This window comes from Streptosporangium sp. NPDC000239, from assembly GCF_040300765.1.
In the GTDB taxonomy this organism is placed as follows: Bacteria; Actinomycetota; Actinomycetes; order Streptosporangiales; family Streptosporangiaceae; genus Streptosporangium.
In genome coordinates this window covers 1-19,218 of the sequence record NZ_JBEPEI010000004.1, presented here as the reverse complement: position 1 = coordinate 19,218, position 19,218 = coordinate 1, and the positions used below count along the sequence as shown (strand labels likewise).

Here is a 19,218-nt window from a genome sequence, read left to right as displayed (position 1 = left end):
GCCTTAGGCCCTCCACGGGTTCGGCCCCGCAGAGGCCTATCCCGCACGCAGGGAGCGCTTCAGCCGGGCGGCGGCGGCCACGGCGGGCCACAGGCGGGTGGCGAGGTTCCGCGCCAGGATGCCGCCCCGCGTCGCGGGCACCATGAGCGCCGACGCCTGCCCGACGGCCCGCTGCCTGGGCTCGACCAGGCGCCGGTGGGTGGCCTCGTACCGGCGGAAGGCCGCCTGGGGGTCGTCCGGACTCGCGGCCAGCTTCTCGGCGAGGGTGAACGCCCCGGCCATGGCCATGGTGGAGCCGTCTCCGAACAGGGAGACGCAGGACGCGGCGTCGCCGAGGAGGACGACCCGGCCGTTCCACCAGCGCGGCAGGCTCACCCGGCTCACCGAGTCGAAGTAGAGGTCGTCGGCGGCGCGTACCCGCTCCAGGAGTTCGGGCACGCGCCAGGAGACGTCCGCGTACGCGCGTGTCAGCAGCCGCTTGTGCTGCTCGACGTCGCGGTGGTCGAAGCCGGGTTCCGCCGGGCTGCGGTACAGGAAGAACGCGCCGCTGGGCGTGGAACTGACGGCGACCGCCTTGCCGGGGACGTTGTGCATGAGGATGTCCCGGTCAGGCCCGGACCGGCCGGGGAACGGCAGCGTCGCGACGTAGAGACCCATGTGGCGCATGAGTCCGTCCCCCGTGCCGAACGTCAGCCGGCGGGTCAGCGAATGCAGGCCGTCGGCGCCGATCACCACGTCGAAGCGGCGGGGCCCGGCGCGCTCGAAGGTGACCTCGACCCCGCGCCCGTCACGGTCGAGGGTCACGACGGAGTCGTCGAAGAGGAACTCGGCGTGGTCGCGGCTCGCCTCGTACAGGATCGCCGCGAGATCACCGCGCGGTACCTCGACCTCGTCCGGCTGCTGGAAGGCGCGCATGTCCATCCGGCCGACCCGCCTGCCCGCCGCGTCGACGAAGGTGAGGCCCGTCGTGCCGGTGGCGGCCTCGCGCAGCCGGGACAGGACGCCCATCCGTTCCGCGACGCGTACGGCGGGGCCTCTGACGTCCACCGGGTTCCCGCTGGAGCGCGGCGTCCCGGCGCGTTCGACGACGGTGACCTGGAAGCCGTGCCTGGCCAGCCAGTAGGCCGCCGTCGGCCCGCCGACCCCGGCTCCGGAGATCAGGACTGTCCGCTCGGTCATGGCACCTCACTAACCGGATGAAACTCCCCCGCCTAACCGGTCGTGCATGGGAATCGATGTCAGCATCGCCGTTCCGGGATTTCCGATCAAGAGCGAGGCTTCCTGAGAAAGCATCCATACGTCGGAAATATGGATGTTTATGGGGTTCTTCCGGGTTGTTTCCGGTGTCATGTTTGAGGCAGCCCGGCCGGCTGTGGCTCCTGACCGAAGGAGTCTTCAAGGATGAACCCCAGAACGAAGTTGGGCGCCGTCGTGGCCGTGGCCGTGATGGGGGTGTCCGGGCTGACGGGAAGCGCCGGAGCCTCCCCGGGAACACCGGACCAGCGCGCGATCGCCGGCGCGGACAGGAGCATCCGCGAGCACGCGGAGGAACTCCGTCTCGCGCCGGGAGACGCCCTCACCCCTCCCACGATCACCTCGGGGCCGGGCGGCCTGCGTTACCTGCTCTACCGGCGGACCCACCACGGGCTGCCGGTGTACGGCGGCGAGGTGATCGTGTCCACCGACGGCACGGGCACCGTGGGCAACGCCGTCGTCACCGGCCAGCGGGCCACGCTGAACCTCGGCGCGGCGGGCGTGACGCCACGGGTGAGCGCCGCGGAGGCCGCCGCCAAGGCCCTCGGCGAGACCGCGGGGACAGGGGAGAAGGCCGGGTACGGCGTCGGCACACCCAGGTTGCTGGTCCACGCCATGACCGGCCACCCCAGACTGGCGTGGGAGACCGTCGTCACCGGAGGGACGCAGGTGGCTCCCGTCTCGCGGCGTGTCTTCGTGGACGCCCTCGACGGGACCGTCGTCGACTCCGTCGACCAGATCGCCCACGGCATCGGCAACAGCCGCTTCAACGGCAACCCGGTGACCATCCGGACCTCGGGGTCCGGGGGACGCTACTCCATGATCGACCCGAACTTCCCCAACCTGCAGTGCGGGGGCGTGTCGGGAGGCCCCTACACCAAGTCGACCGACAGCTGGGGCAACGGGCAGGGCACCAACCTGGAGACGGCCTGCGTCGACGTCATGTTCGGAGTGCAGAAGTTCTCGGACATGCTCAAGCAGTGGCTGAGCCGTAGCGGCGTCAACGGCACGGGAGGCGGCTATCCGGCTCGGGTCGGACTGAACACGGTCGACAACCAGTGGAACGGCAGCTACGTCTATTTCGGCCACAACCAGGCGAACGACCGGCAACTCGTCTCGCTGGACATGGTCGCCCACGAGTACGGCCACGCCGTCTTCGACACCTCGGGAGTCGGCGGCCCCGCGAGGGACGCGGAAGGAAAGGCGCTGGCCGAGTCCACCGGGGACATCTTCGGCGCGCTGACCGAGCACTACGTCAACCACCCCGCCGACCTGGACGAGCCGGACTACCTGGTCGGCGAGGAGGTGAACATGGTCGGCACCGGCCCGATCCGCTACATGTTCAATCCGTCCCTCGCGGGCGACCCGAACTGTTACCCGGTGCCCTCGGGCCTCGATCCGCACAGGGCGGCGGGGCCGCAGAACCACTGGTTCTACCTGCTGGCCGAGGGCACCAATCCGGTGGGCAAGCCCGTGAGCCCGGTCTGCGGGGGGCCGTCGAGGCTGACCGGCATCGGGATCGTCAAGGCCGGGCAGATCTTCTACTCGGGGCTGCAGCTCAGAAGCTCCGCCTGGACGCTCGGCAGGAGCAGACTGGCCACCGTCCACGCGGCCAAGATGCTCTTCACCTGCGCGGAGGTGACCGCGACCAAGGCGGCGTGGACCGCCGTCAACGTCGGCCCGCAGTCCGGTGAGGACACCTGCTGATCTCTGGGGCGGGCGGGGTTTTTTCGGCCCCGCCCGCCCCCTCAGGGGGAAGATCCCTCCGATTTCCCGAAGGAATCGGCGAATGTTGACGAAAACCGGTGCCGTGACTGGCCGACACCCGGTTTGGAACTGAAGACACCAGTCGGCATGCTGGAGAGGTGTCGACTATGACTCCTTCGCTCGCCGACGTGGCCTCGTCCAACGTCGCGTTGCGAAACCTCCTCCACGGCCTACCCGGTGTCGACCGTGTGGGCGCCGACCAGCGAGCCGCGACGCTCGGCACCCGATCGATCAAGACCACGTCCAAGGCGCTGGCCATCGACCTCGCCATCCGCATGGTGGACCTGACCACCCTCGAAGGGGCCGACACGCCGGGCAAGGTGCGCGCGATGTGCGCCAAGGCGGTCCGCCCCGATCCCGGTGACCCCTCGGTGCCGAAGGTGGCCGCGGTGTGCGTCTACCCCGACCTGGTCCCCCGCGCGGTCGAGGCGCTCGCCGGTTCCGGGGTGCGGGTCGCCAGCGTCGCCACCGCCTTCCCCAGCGGCCGTTCCTCCCTGGACGTCAAGGTCGCCGAGACGGCCTTCGCGGTCGCGGCGGGCGCCGACGAGATCGACATGGTGATCGACAGAGGCGCCTTCCTGTCCGGCGACTACCTCAAGGTCTTCGAGGAGATAGCCGCGGTCAAGGCGGCGTGCGGTACGGCGCACCTGAAGGTGATCCTGGAGACCGGCGAGCTGGTGACCTACGACAACGTACGGCGCGCGGCCTGGCTGGCCATGCTGGCCGGAGGCGACTTCGTCAAGACCTCGACGGGCAAGGTGCAGCCCGCCGCGACCCTGCCGGTGACGCTGGTGATGCTTGAGGCGGTCCGCGACTTCCTGGCCGTCACGGGCCGCAAGGTCGGGGTGAAGCCCGCGGGCGGCATCAAGACCACCAAGGACGCGATCAAGATGCTGGTGCTCGTCAACGAGACCGTCGGCGACGGCTGGCTCGACCCCGCCTGGTTCCGGCTCGGCGCCTCAAGCGTGCTCAACGACCTGCTGATGCAGCGTCAGAAGCTGGCCACGGGCCGCTACGCCGGTCCCGACTACTTCACCCTGGACTGATCGATGTTCGAATACGCACCGGCCCCCGAATCCCGCGCCGTCGTCGACATCAGGCCCTCCTACCGGCTGTTCGTCGGCGGCGAGTGGGTCGACTCCCAGGGCGGCACCGCGCACAAGACCGTCAACCCCGCCTCCGAAGAGGTCCTGTCCGAGGTCGTGTGGGCCACCGAGGCCGACGTGGACAGGGCGGTCGGCGCCGCACGCAAGGCCTTCGGCGCCTGGTCGGCGATGCCGGGCTCCGAACGGGCAAAGTACCTGTTCAGGATCGCCCGCATCATCCAGGAACGCTCGCGTGAGCTGGCCGTGCTGGAGACGCTCGACAACGGCAAGCCGATCCGCGAGTCCCGTGACGTGGACCTGCCGCTGGTGGCGGCGCACTTCTTCTACTACGCGGGCTGGGCCGACAAGCTCGGGCACGCGGGGTACGGTCCCGACCCCAGGCCGCTGGGCGTCGCGGGCCAGATCATCCCGTGGAACTTCCCGCTGCTCATGCTGGCCTGGAAGATCGCGCCCGCGCTGGCCTGCGGGAACACGGTCGTGCTGAAGCCCGCCGAGACGACCCCGCTGACCGCGCTGCTGTTCGCCGAGATCTGTCAGCAGGCCGACCTGCCGCCGGGCGTGGTCAACATCGTGACCGGCGCGGGCGAGACCGGCGCGGCCCTGGTCGACCACCCCGACGTGAACAAGATCGCCTTCACCGGCTCGACCGAGGTGGGGCGCCGGATCGCCAGGTCCGCCGCGAGCTCCGGCAAACGGCTCACCCTTGAGCTCGGAGGCAAGGCCGCCAACATCGTCTTCGACGACGCCGCGCTGGACCAGGCCGTCGAGGGCGTCGTCAACGGCATCTTCTTCAACCAGGGGCACGTGTGCTGCGCGGGCTCCCGCCTGCTGGTCCAGGAGTCGGTCGCCGAGGAGCTGCTCACGGCACTGAAGCGGCGCCTGAGCACACTGCGCCTGGGCGACCCGCTGGACAAGAACACCGACATCGGCGCGATCAACTCCGCCGCGCAGCTCGCCAGGATCCGTGAGCTGTCCGACGCCGGGGAGGCAGAGGGGGCCGAACGCTGGTCCCCGGTGTGCCCGCTGCCGGAACGGGGCTTCTGGTTCCCGCCGACGATCTTCACCGGGGTGGCGCAGTCGCACCGGATCGCGCGAGAGGAGGTCTTCGGGCCTGTGCTGTCCGTGCTGACCTTCCGTACGCCCGCCGAGGCCGTGGAGAAGGCGAACAACACCCCCTACGGCCTGTCCGCGGGGGTGTGGACCGAGAAGGGCTCACGCATCCTGTGGATGGCGGACCGGCTGCGCGCCGGCGTCGTGTGGGCCAACACCTTCAACCGGTTCGACCCGACCTCGCCGTTCGGCGGTTACAAGGAGTCGGGATACGGCAGAGAGGGCGGACGACACGGGCTGGAGGCGTATCTCGATGTGTGACCACCGCGAGTCCGGGCGCCGTCGCCGCCGTGGCCAGGCGACCAGGGGACACGGCTTCGCCAGGGCGGGCCGTCCCGCGCTGCGCGGCTGGTTCGCCCACCGGTGCGGGGTGAGCCGCTGCGGTCAGGTCTTCGTGCCCGCCCGGCTCTCCCAGCAGGAGAGCACGTGGAGAGGGCGGGGCGATGAGTAAGACCGATCCCGTACGGCTGGCCGTACGTAAGACCTACAAGCTGTACATCGGCGGGGCGTTCCCGCGCTCGGAGAGCGGAAGGTCCTATCCGGTGACCTCCTCCAAGGGCGACTTCCTGGCCAACGCCGCGAAGGCGTCCCGCAAGGACGCCAGGGACGCGGTCTCCGCGGCCCGCAAGGCCTTCCCCGGCTGGTCGGGCGCGACGCCGTACAACCGGGGTCAGATCCTGTACCGGGTGGCCGAGATGCTCGAAGGGCGCCGGGCGCAGTTCGTCGCGGAGCTGGTCGCGGCGGGCGCGGGCCGGGCCGAGGCGGGCAGGAACGTGGACGCGGCCGTCGACCGGCTGGTCTGGTACGCCGGATGGTCCGACAAGATCACCGCGGTGATGGGGGCGGCCAACCCGGTCGCCGGGCCGTACTTCAATCTCTCCACGCCCGAGCCGACCGGGGTCGTCGCGGTCGTCGCACCCGAGGACCCGCTGCTCGGCCTCGTCTCGGTCGTCGCCCCGGTGATCGTCACCGGCAACACCTGCGTCGTGGTCGCCGGTGAGCGGGCGCCGCTGCCCGCCGTCACGCTGGCGGAGGTGCTGGCCACCTCCGACCTGCCCGGCGGGGTGGTCAACGTGCTGACCGGCTCGACGGCGGAGATCGCGCCCTGGCTGGCCTCGCACATGGACGTCAACGCCCTCGACCTCACCGGCGTCGCGGACGCGGAGCTGGCGGTCACGTGCGAGGAGGCCGCGGCGGAGAACCTCAAGCGGGTCCTGCGCCCGGTGCCCGTGACCGACTGGTACGCCGACCCCGGAACCCGGCGGATGACCACCTTCCTGGAGACCAAGACGGTCTGGCACCCGACCGGCGTGTGACCGCCCCGGTCCGTGGCGGAACCCTCCGCCACGGACCGGGGGACCTCTTCACGAAGGGGCGTGGCGGAGCCAGGGGTGGGCGGCCTCCAACTGCTGGGCCAGGCCGAGCAGGCGGGCCTCACCTCCCGGCGGGGCGACGAGCTGCACGCCGATGGGCATGCCCGTCGAGTGCCAGCCGTACGGCACGCTCATGGCGGGCCAGCCGGCCATGTTCCAGGCGCCGGTCGCCGGGGCGTAGGTCAGGTTGACGCGGGTGTTGTCCAGCAGCCCCCGGCGGCCCCAGCGTTCGGCGGGGGGAGGGGAGGCGGCGAGCGTCGGGGTGATGAGCACGTCGGCCTTGCCGAACCAGTGGTCGGCGCCCCGGGCGCGCCAGCGTTCCCTGCCCCGCGAACCGTCCTTGCCGATCCTGGCCAGCAGCCTGCCCGCCCTGGCCAGTGCCCGGGTACGGCGCTCAAGTCTGCGGGAGTCGAGTCCCCGGGTCTCGCGCAGGGCACAGGCGAACCAGGCGGCGATCGTGGCGCTGCCCAGCCAGCTCGGCAGCCGCGTCTCGTGCTCGACCACGGTGTGCCCGGCGGCGGCCAGGGTGTGGCCCGCCTCGACGACCGCCCGCTGCAGCTCGGGGTCGATCGCGAAGCCCGGCGGCACCGGCAGGCGGGCCACGCCGACCCGCAGTCCCGAGGGGCGCGGCGGGATCGGCGCGCCCCGTCCTCCGTCGCTCCACAGCGCCCCGTAGTCGCCAGAGGAGCCGGGGGAGCCGGACGTGCGGTGGGAGGTGGTGGGCAGGGCCAGGGACATGTCGCCCGCCATCACCGCGAGCGCCAGCGCCAGGTCGGTCACGGTCGTGGCCAGCGGGCCGTTCTCCGCCATGCCGTACCAGTCGTGCTCCGGGGGCGGGACGACCTTCTGGCCGGGCTTGATGGCGACGATCCCGCAGCAGGCGGCGGGGACGCGCAGGGAGCCGAGGCCGTCGGTTCCGTGGGCCAGCGGGACCATCCCGGCGGCGACCGCCGCGGCGCTGCCGCCGGAGGAGCCGCCGGGGGTGCGCCGGGGGTCCCACGGGTTGCGGGTGACGGCGTAGACGCTGTCGCAGAAACCGGCCAGGCACAGTTCGGGCACGTTGGTGATCCCGACGACCACCGCCCCCGCCGCCCTGAGCCTGGCCACCACCGGGTGGTCCTCGGCCGCCGCGACGGAGGAGGTGGCCGCGGAGCCGTTCCGCATGGACTCGCCCCTGACCGCGACGACGTCCTTGATCGCGACGGGCACGCCCGCGAGCGGCAGCGTGGCCAGGTCCTCGCGTTCCTGCAGGGCCCGCGCCTCGGCGAGCGCCCGTTCCGTGCGGACCCTGCGGAAGGCCCCGATCCGTCCGTCGCGTTCGGCGATCACCCGGAGGTGGTCCTCGACGACCGAGGGGGCGGTGACCTCCCCCCGGCGTACGGCCTCGGCTATCTCGGCTGCGGACCTTCCCACCCAGGACATGAACCGAGTGTTATCCGGCAAGTGCGCCAGGGGAAGCGCATCACGTCTCAATCAGATGACTTGTCCGGCTCATCGGCGTTATCCGCCCCGGCGCGCCGCAGATCGCGGCCCGCCCCCTTGAGCGCCAGGCGCAGCGCGTACTCCAGTTGGGCGTTGACGCTCCGCAGATCGTCGGCCGCCCACTTGGCGATCGCCTCGTAGACGGCCGGATCGAGTCTGAGCAGGACTTTTTTCCGCTCAGGCATACAGGCTGCCGGCGTTGACCACCGGCTGGGTAGCCCGGTCGCCGCACAGGACGACCAGGAGGTTGGACACCATCTGGGCCTTTCGCTCCTCGTCGAGCTCCACGACGCCCTCCTCGGCCAGCCGGTTGAGTGCAAGCTGGACCATACCAACGGCGCCGGAGACGATGTGCGTGCGAGCCGCGACCACCTGGGCGGCCTGCTGGCGGACCAGCATGGCCTGGGCGATCTCGGGGGCGTAGGCCAGGTGGGTGATGCGGGCCTCAAGCACCTCGACCCCGGCCAGTTCGGTGCGGTCGACCAGTTCGGTGGTCAGCTCGGCGGCCACCTCGGCGCCGTCGCGCAGGCTGGTGCCGCTGCCCTCGTGGGAGTCGTAGGGGTGGCTGGTGGCCAGGTGCCGCACGGCCGCCTCCGACTGGATCGCGATGTACTCCTCGTAGTCGTCCACGGAGAAGGCCGCCTTGGCGGTGTCGGTCACCCGGTAGACGACGACGGCCGCGATCTCGACGGGGCTGCCGTCGGCGTCGTTCACCTTGAGCTTGGCCGTCTCGAAGTTGCGCACCCGCAGGGTGATGCGGCGCCTGGTGGTGAAGGGAAGCACCCACTGCAGGCCCGCGTCGTTGACCGAGCCGACGTAGCGGCCGAGGAACTGCACGACCTGGGCCTCGTTGGGGTTGACCACGACGAAGCCGCTGCCCAGGACGACCAGGGTCAGCACCGCAACGACCCCGGCCACGATCTTGACGACGTCGCCGCCGGAGAACGCGATCCCGGCCAGGACGGCGAGGAGGACCAGAAGTCCGAGGAGAACGGCGAAACCGTTGATCCGGAAGGCACGTCGTTCCATGTGCTCCACCTTTGCTATCGGAGTGATATCACTAAGATAGCGCGTGATCATCGATGTGTGAACCGGAATTCGGCACGCTCAGTGACAGAGGGGACGGCCAGGGACTCTTCGCTCAGCGTGCGGCCGGTACGGCGGGCGGCCCAGGGCCGCTTCACCCGGCGCTGAGGGCCCGGGGGCGAGGGCCGCGATGAGGGTCCGTGGTGGGGATCTGTGGTGGGGGGCGGTGGTGAGGGGTCAGCGCCGGGGGTTGGTTCGGCGGGTGGCCGTCGCGGACAGCGGGTCCTCGGGCCACGGATGCCGGGGATAGCGCCCGCGCAGCTCCGCCCTGACCGAGCGGTAGCCGTCGCCGCGCCAGAACGAGGCCAGGTCGTCGGTGACCGCGGCGGGCCGCCCGGCGGGGGAGAGCAGGTGGACGACCGGCGCGACCCCCGCGATCCTGGGCGCCTCGTCCCAGCCGAACAACTCCTGGAGCTTGACGGCCAGCACCGGCCGCTCACCCGAGTAGTCGATCCTGATCCGCGACCCGCTGGGCACCTCGATCCGCTCGGGAGCGGTCTCGTCGAGACGCGCGCTCCACGGAACCAGCCGGCCCAGGGAGCCCGCCACGTCCAGCCGTTCGAGGTCGGCCCTGCGACGGGCCCGCGACAGTTCGGGCTCAAGCCACAGATCGACCGCGTCGAGCAGGGCGTCGTCGTCCACCGCGGGCCACGGCTCACCCAGCGCCCGGTGGCAGAAGGCCAGCCGTTCCCGCAGGGCGACGGCCTCGGGGGTCCAGCGCAGGATCGACAGACCCTCGGCGCGCAGGCCGGACAGGAGGGCGGGCCTGACGTCGGCGTCGGGCAACGGGACCGAGGACAGCTCGACGGCGCCCAGGCGTTCGACCCGGCGAGCCGAGACGTCACCGCGCCGCTCACCCGGCGGGACCCGCCACACCACCTCCTCCGCACGGTCGTACAGAGGGGCGGCGGCCAGCCTGGCGGTCTCCTCGTCGATCACCACGGCCTGTCTGACCCGGGCGGCGGCCGACCCCGCGGGCCGGTCGGCGACCGCGACCGCGAGCCACGGCGCGCTCCCCAGTCGCGACCCGGAGGGCAGCTCGGCGGCCGTCCCCGAGGCCATCAGATAGGAGCCGCCCCGGCGCCTGGCCACCCGCTCCGGATAGGCCAGCGCCACCACCAGCCCGGCCACCGCGTCGTCCCCCATGCCCGAAGGGGAGGCGCGACCCGCGTCGCGGGCCAGCCGCCGCGCCTCCTGACGCCAGCGGGCGGCGAAACCGTCCCCGCCTCGCCGTACGGCACGCCAGAACGCCACCAGGTCGTCCCCCGCGTCCCCCGGCAGCCGCTCGGACAGCAGCGCCACCACCTCGGCCGCCTCCGGCCCCACGTCCAGCAGGGCCCTGGCCAGGCGGGGATGGACCCCCACCCCGGCCATCTCCCGCCCCCTCGGTGTGACACGGCCCCCGGGGGAGTCGAGGGCGCCGAGCGCGTGCAGGGTACGGCGGGCCGCCTCCATCGCGGCGGCCGGAGGGGGATCCAGCAACGCCAGACCGCTCGCGGAAGGGTCCCCCCAGCAGGCCGCCTGCAGGGCGAAGCCCGTCAGATCGGCCAGTGCGATCTCGGGGGCGGAGTGTTCGGGCAGCCGTTCGTGCTCGACCGGCGACCAGCACCGGTAGACCACCCCCGGCGCCTCGCGCCCCGCTCGGCCCGCGCGCTGGGTCGCCGAGGCCCGGGAGAGCCGCACGGTGGTCAGCGAGCCGAGCCCCCTGGCGTGGTCGGTCCTCGGCTCCCTGGCCAGCCCGGAGTCCACGACGATCCGGACCCCGGGAACGGTCAGACTCGACTCGGCGACCGAGGTGGCCAGCACCACCCGCCTGCGCGTGCCCGGCGCGAGCACGGCCTCCTGGACCCGGGCCGGGGCCTGGCCGTGCACCTGGAGCACCTCGACGTCCCCGAGGGGGTGCGCGGCCACCCTGGCGATCTCCCCGACCCCCGGCAGGAAACACAGCACGTCCCCCTCGTGCTCGGCCAGCGCCCGCCGTACGACGGCGGCGACATGGGCCAGGAAGGCCGGATCGACCCGCAGGCCGTGCGGGGGAGCGACCGTGGCGGGGGCGGGCGCCCAGACCGGGGTGACCGGGTGCGCGACGCCCTCGGCCCGCACGACCGGCGCGGGCGGCCCGTCCTGGCCGAGCAGCGCCGCCAGGGGAGCCGCGTCCGCCGTCGCCGAGGCCGCCACGATCCGCAGGTCGGGCCTGAGCGCGGACCTGACGTCCAGCAGGAAGGCCAGGGCGGTATCGGCGTCCAGGTGGCGTTCGTGACACTCGTCGAGCAGCACCACGTCCACACCGCCGAGTTCGGGGTCACGCTGGAGCCGCCGCAGCAGCACACCCGTGGTGACGACCTCGACGACCGTCTCGGGCCCCGCCCGCCGCTCCCCCCGTACGGCGAAGCCGACCGGCCCGCCGACCTCGGACCCGAGCAGCCACGCCATCCGCCGCGCCGCGGCCCGCACCGCCATCCTGCGCGGCTCCGCCACGATCACCCTGCGCGGCTCCGCCATCGCGACCCTGTGCGGCTCCGTCGCGACGAACGGCCGGACCGGCGGGTCACCGACCAGCCCGGCCAGCGCGAGCGGGACGAGCGTGGTCTTCCCTGTCCCCGGCGGCGCGGTCAGCACGGCCGCGCCGTACTCGTCGAGGGCGGCGGACAGTTCGGGCAGGGCGTGCCGGACGGGAAGGGCGGACCAGTCGGGGCGCACGGGGAACTACCGGGATCTCACGGGGTTCTCGTGAGGCTCCGCCGGGGACCTCACGAAGGGCTCTTCCGGGGTTCTCACGGGGCCTCAGGACATGGGGTCGAGGACGCCCGTGCTCACCAGGGCGATGATGACCAGGCCCAGGATGATCCGGTAGATCACGAAGCCGGTGAACTTGTGGGTGCTGATGTACTTCAGGAACCACGCGACCGCCGCGTAGCCGACGACGAACGAGATCACGGTGGCCAGGATCGTCGGCCCCCAGTCGGGGCTGTCGGCCTCACCGATCTTGAACAGCTCCAGCACGCCCGCGCCGAGCACCGCCGGGATGGCCAGCAGGAAGGAGTACTTCGCGGCCTCCTCCCTGCGGTAGTCGAGCAGCAGACCCGCGCTGACCGTGCCGCCGGAGCGGGAGACGCCGGGGATGAGGGCCAGCGACTGGGCGAAGCCGTAGATCAGGGCGTGCGGGAAGCTGAGGTGGCGCTGCAGGGTCAGCTTGTTGCGGGCCGTACGGTCGGCGAACCAGAGGATCACGGCGAAGACGATCAGGGTCGTGGCGATCAGCCGCAGGTCGCGGAAGACGGTCTCGATGCTGTCCTTGAACAGCAGGCCGAGCACGACGATCGGCAGCGTGCCGACGATGATGTACCAGCCCATCCTGGCGGCGTGGTGGGAGCGCAGGTCAGGCGTCCACAGGGACCTGACCCAGGTGGAGATGATCTCCCAGATCTCCTTGCGGAAGTAGATGACGACCGCCGCCTCGGTACCGATCTGGATCACGGCGGTGAACGCCGCGCCGGGATCGGTCCAGCCGAACAACGCGGAGACGACTCTGATGTGGGCGCTTGAGGAGATCGGCAGAAACTCCGTCAACCCCTGAACGAGGCCGAGGACCACCGCTTCGAACCAGCCGATCAACTTGGGCACCTTCCGTCCCGGAGTACGTGCGTGACGTAGGCGAGGCTAGCGGAGCCGGGCACCTGACGTGACCCGGTCATTCGGCCGATACGCCGGTGTCATCCGAATCCGTGGGCCAACCGGTAGTCCTCCATGAGGACGTCACTCTGGAGGACAAGATGACCGAGTTCACGGAGTACGTCGCGCAACGTCATGAACGGTTGCGAAGAACGGCGTACCTCCTCACCAGAGACTGGGCGATCGCCGAGGACCTGGTGCAGACGGCGCTGGCCAGGGCATGGCTCGCCTGGCGCCGGATCGACGGCGACCCCGATCCGTACGTGTACCGGATCATCGCCAACACCCATGCCTCCTGGTGGCGGCGACGCTGGCGGGGCGAGGTCCCGACGGAGGTGATGCCCGACCGGGACGACGGACGGGACTTCACCCGGGAGATCGGCGACCGGGACGCGCTGTGGACGGCGATCGGCACGCTGTCGGGGCGTCAGCGCGCCGTGGTCGTCCTGCACTACTTCGAGGAGATGACCCTGGCCCAGGTCGCCGGCGTGCTCGGCTGCTCGGTCGGGGCGGTCAAGAGCCAACTCGGCAGGGCACTCGCCCGGCTGCGGGTCGACCAGGGGGTTCGGACGATGACGGGAGCACAGCGATGAGCCACACCGAGCACGACCTGAGGGAACTGCTCGCCGAACGCAGCACGGGCGGCCACGGGGGCGGCGCCCGGCTTGAGGAGATCCTCACCGAGGGCAGGAGGATCAGACGGCGCAGGTGGGCCGCGGTGGGAACGGTCGCCGCCGTGACCGCCGCCGCGCTCGTCCTGACGCCGACCCTGCTGTCCGGCGGCACACGGGACGGCGGCACGCGGGACGGCGGCAGCATCATGGCCCAGGTGGGCGAACCGATCAAACGGGTGGGCGAAGAGGGAGTACGGCTGGCGGGCGTCCGCTCGGAGGAGACGGGGAAGGTGGAGCGGCTCTCGTTCGTCCCGAAGAGCGAAAAGACCTCCTACCGCGTCAACTGCGCCCACGCGAGCCGGGTGTTCGTGCGCTACGGCGACCGGGTGGACGTGGGCACCTGCGGGGAGAACGAGCGGGGACAGGAGTGGACGGCGTTCGGCAGCCTCGACGGGCTCACCGCCGGGGTCCCCGTCACGGTCGAGGTGTTCACCGTCCCCACCACGGTCGAGGACACCCCCAAGGATCCCTCTCCCGAGGAGCAGTCTCCCCAGGGGTACGACCGGGCGCTCGCGGACGCCGTTCGTGGCCCCGCCCTGTGGGAGATCGCGATCCACGACCAGGGGGTCTCCAGTGCCTCCTGTTCGCCGGACATCTGCCTGGACAACGGAGCCCGCCTCGCGACCCAGGGCGAGTTCAACCTCGGGGGCCTGCCCAACAGCCACCAGGTCGCGGGCGGTCACCTCACCCAGATCAACGAGAAGCACGCCTTCCAGGGCACGGTGGAGGGCAAGGGCCGGGTGTACGTCCGCTGCGAGGGAGAGGATCTGCACGCCCTCATCTGGGCGGACAAGGCCGACAGGACCGGGGTCCTCGCCAGGTCCGCACCCTGCGGCGCCAAGCCCGTCATGTGGGAGTTCTTCGGCAACGGTTCGGCGGAGGTCACGGTCGCCGTCGTACGGCGCGACCGGCTGCCGCGCGGGGGTGACCTCGGCTCCGACCTGCAGGCCGCCTCGAAGGAGGCCGACCGCCTGCTGTCCGGGCTCAGGCCCGAGGCGGGGTCCTGGCACGTCGCCCTGCATCAGCTGGACTAGTAGGCGTTCGACGACTGGGCGCTGCGGCCCCTGTCCGCCTTCCGGGGGCGGACAGGGGCCGGACCAAGAAATCGTATATAAAAATCGTATATCGAAGAGGGGCCAGGTGAAGGGGGAGAAAAGGGCGATTTAGGCTGTCCCTGCCTGCCGTTCCACAACGACCGAGGTCCCCATGACGACTGTCTCCCCCGTCCCCTTCGACCCCGAGCTCGGACAACTGCTCGCCGCGATGCGCGGCGACAGCCCGCCCCAGCCGTTGAACGCCGAGACGCTGGCCGCCTCCCGGGCCGGACTTGAGGCCATGGCCCAGCCCGCCGCGGTGGTCATCGGCGACCGGCCCGTCGAGGCCGAGGAACGCACGATCCCGGGCAGGCCGGGAGCCCCCGACCTGGCCGTCACCATCCTGCGGCCCAAGGAGCGCGTGCCCGGCGCGCCGGGCCTGTACAACATGCACGGTGGCGGCCTGGTCATGGGCGACCGGCACATGGACACCCCCCGCCTGGTCGACATGGTGGTCGAGTTCGGCTTCGTCGTGGTCAACGTCGAGTACCGCCTCGCCCCGGAGAACCCCGGAACCGGGCCCGCCGAGGACTGCTACGCCGGCCTGCTCTGGACGGCCGACCACGCCGAGGAGCTCGGCTACGACCCGGAGCGCCTGATCGTCATGGGCGGCAGCGCCGGAGGCAACCTGGCCGCCGCCATGTCGCTGATGGCCCGCGACCGCAAGGGTCCCAAGCTGGCCGGGCAGCTGCTGCTGGTCCCCATGCTCGACGACCGCAACGAGTCCGTCTCGACCCACCAGTACGACGGGATCGGCACCTGGGACAGGGCCGCCAACCTCTTCGCCTGGAAGTCGGTCCTCGGCGACGGGGTCGGCGGCCCCGACGTCTCGCCGTACGCCGCTCCCGCCAGGGCGACGGACCTGTCCGGTCTGCCCCCGGCGTACATCGAGCTGGGGTCGGCCGAGCTGTTCCGCGACGAGTCGGTCGAGTACGCCAGCCGTATCTGGGCGGCGGGCGGCGAGGCCGAACTGCACGTGTGGAACGGCGGCTTCCACGGCTTCGAGATGTACTTCCCGGACAGCGGGCTCGGCCGTGACGCGCTGCGGACCCGCGACACCTGGGTACGCAGGATCCTCGGCCGCTGAGGTTCCCACAAGGGCCGTGACCCACAAGGGCCGTGACCCACAAGGGCCGTGATCCATGCGGGCCGTGACCCGCCTGGGTCACGGCCCGTCCATGTCGCCGCTCCGCCTGAGCCGTCGGTCCGGTCTGGGGCGTCGGTTCGCCTTGGGCGCCCGCCCGTCGAACCCTGTCAGGGTTTTCTCAGGGTCGGCGAGGGAACGGGGGTTCTCCCGCCACTCGTTGAACCAGACGAACAGACCACGACACGGGGAGAAGAAGTGCACCGTTCGAGAAACCACAAGATCATCGCTGGAGTCTGCGGCGGCATCGCGGAGAGCCTCGGCTGGTCACCCACCGTCGTACGGATCCTCTGGCTGCTGCTCTCCCTGCTGCCCGGCCCCATGTGGGTCGCCTACGTCCTGATGTGGATCTTCCTCCCCAAGGCACCGGCGACTCGCTACTGACAACTAATCTGGGGGCATGAGGGAACGGCCGCTGACACTGCTGCAGGACGACCTGGTCGACTACGAGAAGGCGATGGAACGGATGACCGACCTGGTCGGTCAGCGGCAGCGCGACGAGCGCTCCGACACGCTCTGGTTGCTCAGCCACCCGCAGGTCTACACCGCGGGCAGACGAACCCTGCAGCAGCATCTGCCCGACCCCTCCCACGGCATTCCCGTCGTCAACACGGGCAGGGGCGGCCAGCTCACCTACCACGGCCCCGGACAGCTCGTCGGCTACCTGATCGTCAAGCTGGGCGACGACGAGGGGATCGTCGACTACGTCCGTGAGGTGGAGCTCAGGCTGGTGCGGGCGCTCGACGCGCTCGACGTCCCGGCCGAGCGCCGCGACACCCCGCCCGGCTCACCGCTGCTCACCGGCGTCTGGACGAAGCGAACCGGGCGGAAGATCGTCTCGATCGGCATGCGGCAGAGCCGTGGCGTGACCAGCCACGGCTTCGCCCTCAACGTCGACGGCGACCTGACCCCGTGGGGCTGGGCGGTGGCCTGCGGCATGCCCGAGGTGGACATGACCTCCCTGGACAGGGAGATCACCTCGACGACGGGCGTCATGGACCGGGTCAGGGCCGCGGTCGCGGCGGCCTTCGAGGCGAGCTGACCCCTTCCCCCGGCCTTCACGACCGCCTGGCCGTACGACCCACCGGGCTTCGGAACGACCGCCTGGCCGTACAGCTCGCCCGGCTTTGGAACGACCGCCTGGCTTGTACGGTCACCCGGGTTCGGGACGGCTGCCTGGTCGTACGGCCCACGGGGCTTCTGGGCGGTCGGCTGGCCGTACGGTTCCGGCGGGCCTCGTGGGGCAGTCGGCTGATCCAGGCGCAGTAGGCTACGCCGGGGTGACGCGGCGAGAGCGGGGTGGTTCGCGGTGCGGAAGTCAGGCACTACGCCGACACTCGACCTGGTCGACGTCGGCGAGCACGTGTGCTGGATCGTCGAGCCCCACCAGGGATACGCGGCCGTGACCTCGGCCTTCCTGGCCGACGGTGAGCTGTTCGGCGACAAGGTCGTCATCGTCGGCTCGCCCCTCGACCCCATCGCCTCCGCGGAGGTCCCCAGGGACGCCACCCTCGTCGACCCCCGCTCCGTCCTGGGCGACGGCCCGACCCCCGACCTCGGCCCGATGCTCGGTCTCGTACGGCGCGAGGCCGACATGGCGGGACGACAGGGATATCGAGCCCTGCGCGTACTGGCCGTGATGGATCAGCTCGTCCCACCCGAGATCGGGATCGAGGCGCTGATCGACCACGAACTGCGCCTCGACCGGTTGGTGGCCGACCACGAGGCCATCATGGTCTGCGCGTACGGCCACGACAGCTTCGGCGCCGCGACCCTTGACCATGTGGCGTGTGTGCACCCCAGCGAACTGGGTACCGGACGCGCGGGACCGTCGTTTCGGATGTTCAGCTCGGGGCCCGGAGACTGGGCCGTGTGCGGAGTCGTCGACTCCGACGGAGCCGCGGCGTTCGGTGCCGCCCTGGCCGCCGCGACGGCGCTCTCACCGACATTACGGCTCCATCTCGACGAGCTGGAGCTGATGGACGCCGCCGGAATGCGCGCGCTCGTCGAGGCCGCCGCCGACACCTCGGTCCACCGGATCACGATCGAGGGCGCGAATCCGACAGTGAGGTCGTGCTGGGAGATGCTCGGCTACGGCAACTGCGAGATACGCGTGGAGCTGACGCCATGACTACCGAGACCACCGGTGTGATGGACACGGCGGGCCTGCGCCACGAGCTCTACACCTACTCCGGGGAGGAGCAGTTCCTCGCCGGGGTCCGCTCCTTCATCGACGACGCCCTGGCGGCGGGGGAGATCGTCCTGATCTCCGTGCCCGAGGACCGCGAACGGATGCTGCGCGAGGAGTTGCCCGGCACCGACCCCGGCGTGGTGTTCATGGACACCGAGGCGCTCGGCCGCAACCCCGCCAGGCTCATCCCCGCCTGGCAGCGCTGGATCGGCGAACGGACGGCGGAGGGCAGACCGGTGCGCGGCATCGGCGAGACCGACTGGCACGGCCGGGGAGGCGCGGAGATCGAGGAGCTTCGCTACCACGAATGGCTGCTGAACCTCGCCTTCACCGGTTCCCCCGCCTGGTGGCTGCTGTGCCCCTACGACACCGCGACGATCGACCCCGAGATGATGCGGGCGATCAGCCGCTGTCATCCGTACACGTTGACGGACGACGGTTCGCGGCCCTCCTCCGACTACGTCAGGGAACCGTTCTCCTGGGCGGAGCTCGAACCCGCCTGCGACCCGTACGAGGAGTTCCCCTACGCCAGGGGGGACCTCGCGGCCGTCAGGGAGAAGGTGATCGCCTGCGCCGCGCCGCACGGGCTGACGGGAGACCGGCTGCGGGAGACCCTCGTCGCGGTGACCGAGGTCGCGGGCAACAGCATCGCGCACGGCGGCGGCCACGGGACTCTGCGCACGTGGGTGCAGCAGGGGTCGCTGATCTGCGAGTTCCGTGACGCGGGGGTGATGAGCGACCCCATGATCGGCCGCATGGCGCCCTCCCCGCGTTCGCTGCGCGGCCGGGGCATGTGGCTGGTGCACCAGATCTGCGACCTGGTGCAGGTCCGCTCGGCCCCGGAGACGGGCACGATCATCCGCCTGCACGTCACCCTTCCCGGTGTCCTCCCCTGAAGCGTGTGGCTGGGCGTCTTCCTTCGAACAGTGTGGACAGCGGTGTGATCCCGTAGGGGCGCAGTGCGTCGGCCGATTCGGCGGTGGAGGCGAACCCCAGCGTCTCGGCCAGGGTTTCGAGCGCATCCGGTCATCATGCGCTGCCGCGAACGCGCCCAAGACCCGCGCGACGATCTTGGGAAGAGGGCCGGGTCGGCGGGGACGTATCTGCTCGGCCCGCAGGGCCCGGCGCGGCGCGGGGCGGGGCCAGTCGGCGGCCGAGGTCGGAGGCCGGGGTTGCGTCCACGGACGTGGTGTATGAGTTTCCCCAGCTAGATGGCGTGGCGCCGTGAATGAGGACGGCCATCGCGTGATCCTTCGTGATTGCGA

General features: G+C 71.3%; 18 protein-coding genes. 12 read left to right on the top strand and 6 right to left on the bottom strand.

From position 1 onward, the window contains the following. Window positions 1-36 precede the first annotated feature (36 nt). Window positions 37-1,179, bottom strand: a complete 1,143-nt coding sequence (locus tag ABT340_RS12180; RefSeq protein WP_352010760.1) for an FAD-dependent monooxygenase — start codon at window positions 1,177-1,179, stop codon at window positions 37-39. Between the two features lie 222 nt (window positions 1,180-1,401). Between ABT340_RS12180 and ABT340_RS12175 the strand changes: the two genes are divergently transcribed. The 5 genes from ABT340_RS12175 (at window position 1,402) to ABT340_RS12155 (ending at window position 6,553) form a co-directional block, all read left to right on the top strand. Beyond that, complete coding sequence (locus tag ABT340_RS12175; protein ID WP_352010759.1) at window positions 1,402-2,961, top strand: M4 family metallopeptidase; 1,560 nt, start codon at window positions 1,402-1,404, stop codon at window positions 2,959-2,961. A 167-nt stretch (window positions 2,962-3,128) separates the two neighbouring features. Further along, window positions 3,129-4,067 carry a deoxyribose-phosphate aldolase gene (gene deoC / locus ABT340_RS12170; protein WP_352010758.1) on the top strand — a complete coding sequence of 313 codons (939 nt, stop codon included), beginning with the start codon at window positions 3,129-3,131 and terminating at the stop codon, window positions 4,065-4,067. Between the two features lie 3 nt (window positions 4,068-4,070). Next, window positions 4,071-5,498 (top strand): aldehyde dehydrogenase family protein, encoded by a 1,428-nt coding sequence (locus tag ABT340_RS12165; protein WP_352010757.1) that lies wholly within the window; start codon window positions 4,071-4,073, stop codon window positions 5,496-5,498. Next, window positions 5,491-5,688: a hypothetical protein gene (locus ABT340_RS12160; RefSeq protein WP_352010756.1), complete on the top strand. Its 198-nt coding sequence runs from the start codon at window positions 5,491-5,493 to the stop codon at window positions 5,686-5,688. The genes ABT340_RS12165 and ABT340_RS12160 overlap by 8 nt, the downstream gene beginning before the upstream one ends. Next, window positions 5,681-6,553 (top strand): aldehyde dehydrogenase family protein, encoded by an 873-nt coding sequence (locus tag ABT340_RS12155; protein WP_352010755.1) that lies wholly within the window; start codon window positions 5,681-5,683, stop codon window positions 6,551-6,553. Before ABT340_RS12160 ends, ABT340_RS12155 begins: the two co-directional genes overlap by 8 nt. Before the next feature lie 48 nt (window positions 6,554-6,601). On the opposite strand, the gene ABT340_RS12150 is transcribed toward ABT340_RS12155, so the two are convergent. From ABT340_RS12150 to ABT340_RS12130, 5 genes are all read right to left on the bottom strand, one after another. Further along, complete coding sequence (locus ABT340_RS12150; RefSeq protein ID WP_352010754.1) at window positions 6,602-8,032, bottom strand: amidase; 1,431 nt, start codon at window positions 8,030-8,032, stop codon at window positions 6,602-6,604. 47 nt (window positions 8,033-8,079) lie between these two features. After that, a complete protein-coding gene (locus ABT340_RS12145) occupies window positions 8,080-8,277 on the bottom strand; it encodes a type II toxin-antitoxin system antitoxin (protein WP_352010753.1) in 198 nt (65 codons plus the stop codon). Beyond that, window positions 8,270-9,121 carry an SPFH domain-containing protein gene (locus ABT340_RS12140; RefSeq protein WP_352010752.1) on the bottom strand — a complete coding sequence of 284 codons (852 nt, stop codon included), beginning with the start codon at window positions 9,119-9,121 and terminating at the stop codon, window positions 8,270-8,272. The genes ABT340_RS12145 and ABT340_RS12140 overlap by 8 nt, the downstream gene beginning before the upstream one ends. Window positions 9,122-9,355: 234 nt before the next feature. Next, window positions 9,356-11,878 (bottom strand): ATP-dependent helicase HrpB, encoded by a 2,523-nt coding sequence (hrpB, locus tag ABT340_RS12135; RefSeq protein ID WP_352010751.1) that lies wholly within the window; start codon window positions 11,876-11,878, stop codon window positions 9,356-9,358. 84 nt (window positions 11,879-11,962) lie between these two features. After that, window positions 11,963-12,802, bottom strand: coding sequence for an undecaprenyl-diphosphate phosphatase (locus ABT340_RS12130; RefSeq protein WP_352010750.1), 840 nt, complete (start codon window positions 12,800-12,802; stop codon window positions 11,963-11,965). A 149-nt stretch (window positions 12,803-12,951) separates the two neighbouring features. Here ABT340_RS12130 and ABT340_RS12125 point away from each other — a divergent pair, with 149 nt between their 5' ends. From ABT340_RS12125 to ABT340_RS12095, 7 genes are all read left to right on the top strand, one after another. After that, window positions 12,952-13,443 carry a SigE family RNA polymerase sigma factor gene (locus ABT340_RS12125; RefSeq protein WP_352010749.1) on the top strand — a complete coding sequence of 164 codons (492 nt, stop codon included), beginning with the start codon at window positions 12,952-12,954 and terminating at the stop codon, window positions 13,441-13,443. Beyond that, window positions 13,440-14,558 carry a hypothetical protein gene (locus ABT340_RS12120; RefSeq protein WP_352010748.1) on the top strand — a complete coding sequence of 373 codons (1,119 nt, stop codon included), beginning with the start codon at window positions 13,440-13,442 and terminating at the stop codon, window positions 14,556-14,558. The genes ABT340_RS12125 and ABT340_RS12120 overlap by 4 nt, the downstream gene beginning before the upstream one ends. A gap of 172 nt (window positions 14,559-14,730) precedes the next feature. Next, the gene (locus ABT340_RS12115; RefSeq protein ID WP_352010747.1) at window positions 14,731-15,705 is read left to right on the top strand and encodes an alpha/beta hydrolase; all 975 of its coding nucleotides are present in this window, start codon (window positions 14,731-14,733) and stop codon (window positions 15,703-15,705) included. Between the two features lie 255 nt (window positions 15,706-15,960). Next, window positions 15,961-16,146, top strand: coding sequence for a PspC domain-containing protein (locus tag ABT340_RS12110; protein ID WP_352010746.1), 186 nt, complete (start codon window positions 15,961-15,963; stop codon window positions 16,144-16,146). Window positions 16,147-16,162: 16 nt separating this feature from the next. Continuing rightward, a complete protein-coding gene (gene lipB, locus ABT340_RS12105; RefSeq protein ID WP_352010745.1) occupies window positions 16,163-16,804 on the top strand; it encodes a lipoyl(octanoyl) transferase LipB in 642 nt (213 codons plus the stop codon). Window positions 16,805-17,071: 267 nt separating this feature from the next. Beyond that, the gene (locus ABT340_RS12100; protein WP_352010744.1) at window positions 17,072-17,893 is read left to right on the top strand and encodes an MEDS domain-containing protein; all 822 of its coding nucleotides are present in this window, start codon (window positions 17,072-17,074) and stop codon (window positions 17,891-17,893) included. Next, window positions 17,890-18,849 (top strand): anti-sigma factor RsbA family regulatory protein, encoded by a 960-nt coding sequence (locus tag ABT340_RS12095; protein ID WP_352010743.1) that lies wholly within the window; start codon window positions 17,890-17,892, stop codon window positions 18,847-18,849. Before ABT340_RS12100 ends, ABT340_RS12095 begins: the two co-directional genes overlap by 4 nt. Window positions 18,850-19,218: the final 369 nt, after the last annotated feature.

Coding starts and splice junctions, on each gene's coding strand:
- ABT340_RS12180 (WP_352010760.1), bottom strand. CDS start 1,179: ATGACCGAGCGGACAGTCCTGATCTCCGGAGCCGGGGTCGGCGGGCCG.
- ABT340_RS12175 (WP_352010759.1), top strand. CDS start 1,402: ATGAACCCCAGAACGAAGTTGGGCGCCGTCGTGGCCGTGGCCGTGATG.
- deoC (WP_352010758.1), top strand. CDS start 3,129: ATGACTCCTTCGCTCGCCGACGTGGCCTCGTCCAACGTCGCGTTGCGA.
- ABT340_RS12165 (WP_352010757.1), top strand. CDS start 4,071: ATGTTCGAATACGCACCGGCCCCCGAATCCCGCGCCGTCGTCGACATC.
- ABT340_RS12160 (WP_352010756.1), top strand. CDS start 5,491: ATGTGTGACCACCGCGAGTCCGGGCGCCGTCGCCGCCGTGGCCAGGCG.
- ABT340_RS12155 (WP_352010755.1), top strand. CDS start 5,681: ATGAGTAAGACCGATCCCGTACGGCTGGCCGTACGTAAGACCTACAAG.
- ABT340_RS12150 (WP_352010754.1), bottom strand. CDS start 8,032: ATGTCCTGGGTGGGAAGGTCCGCAGCCGAGATAGCCGAGGCCGTACGC.
- ABT340_RS12145 (WP_352010753.1), bottom strand. CDS start 8,277: ATGCCTGAGCGGAAAAAAGTCCTGCTCAGACTCGATCCGGCCGTCTAC.
- ABT340_RS12140 (WP_352010752.1), bottom strand. CDS start 9,121: ATGGAACGACGTGCCTTCCGGATCAACGGTTTCGCCGTTCTCCTCGGA.
- ABT340_RS12125 (WP_352010749.1), top strand. CDS start 12,952: ATGACCGAGTTCACGGAGTACGTCGCGCAACGTCATGAACGGTTGCGA.
- ABT340_RS12120 (WP_352010748.1), top strand. CDS start 13,440: ATGAGCCACACCGAGCACGACCTGAGGGAACTGCTCGCCGAACGCAGC.
- ABT340_RS12115 (WP_352010747.1), top strand. CDS start 14,731: ATGACGACTGTCTCCCCCGTCCCCTTCGACCCCGAGCTCGGACAACTG.
- lipB (WP_352010745.1), top strand. CDS start 16,163: ATGAGGGAACGGCCGCTGACACTGCTGCAGGACGACCTGGTCGACTAC.
- ABT340_RS12095 (WP_352010743.1), top strand. CDS start 17,890: ATGACTACCGAGACCACCGGTGTGATGGACACGGCGGGCCTGCGCCAC.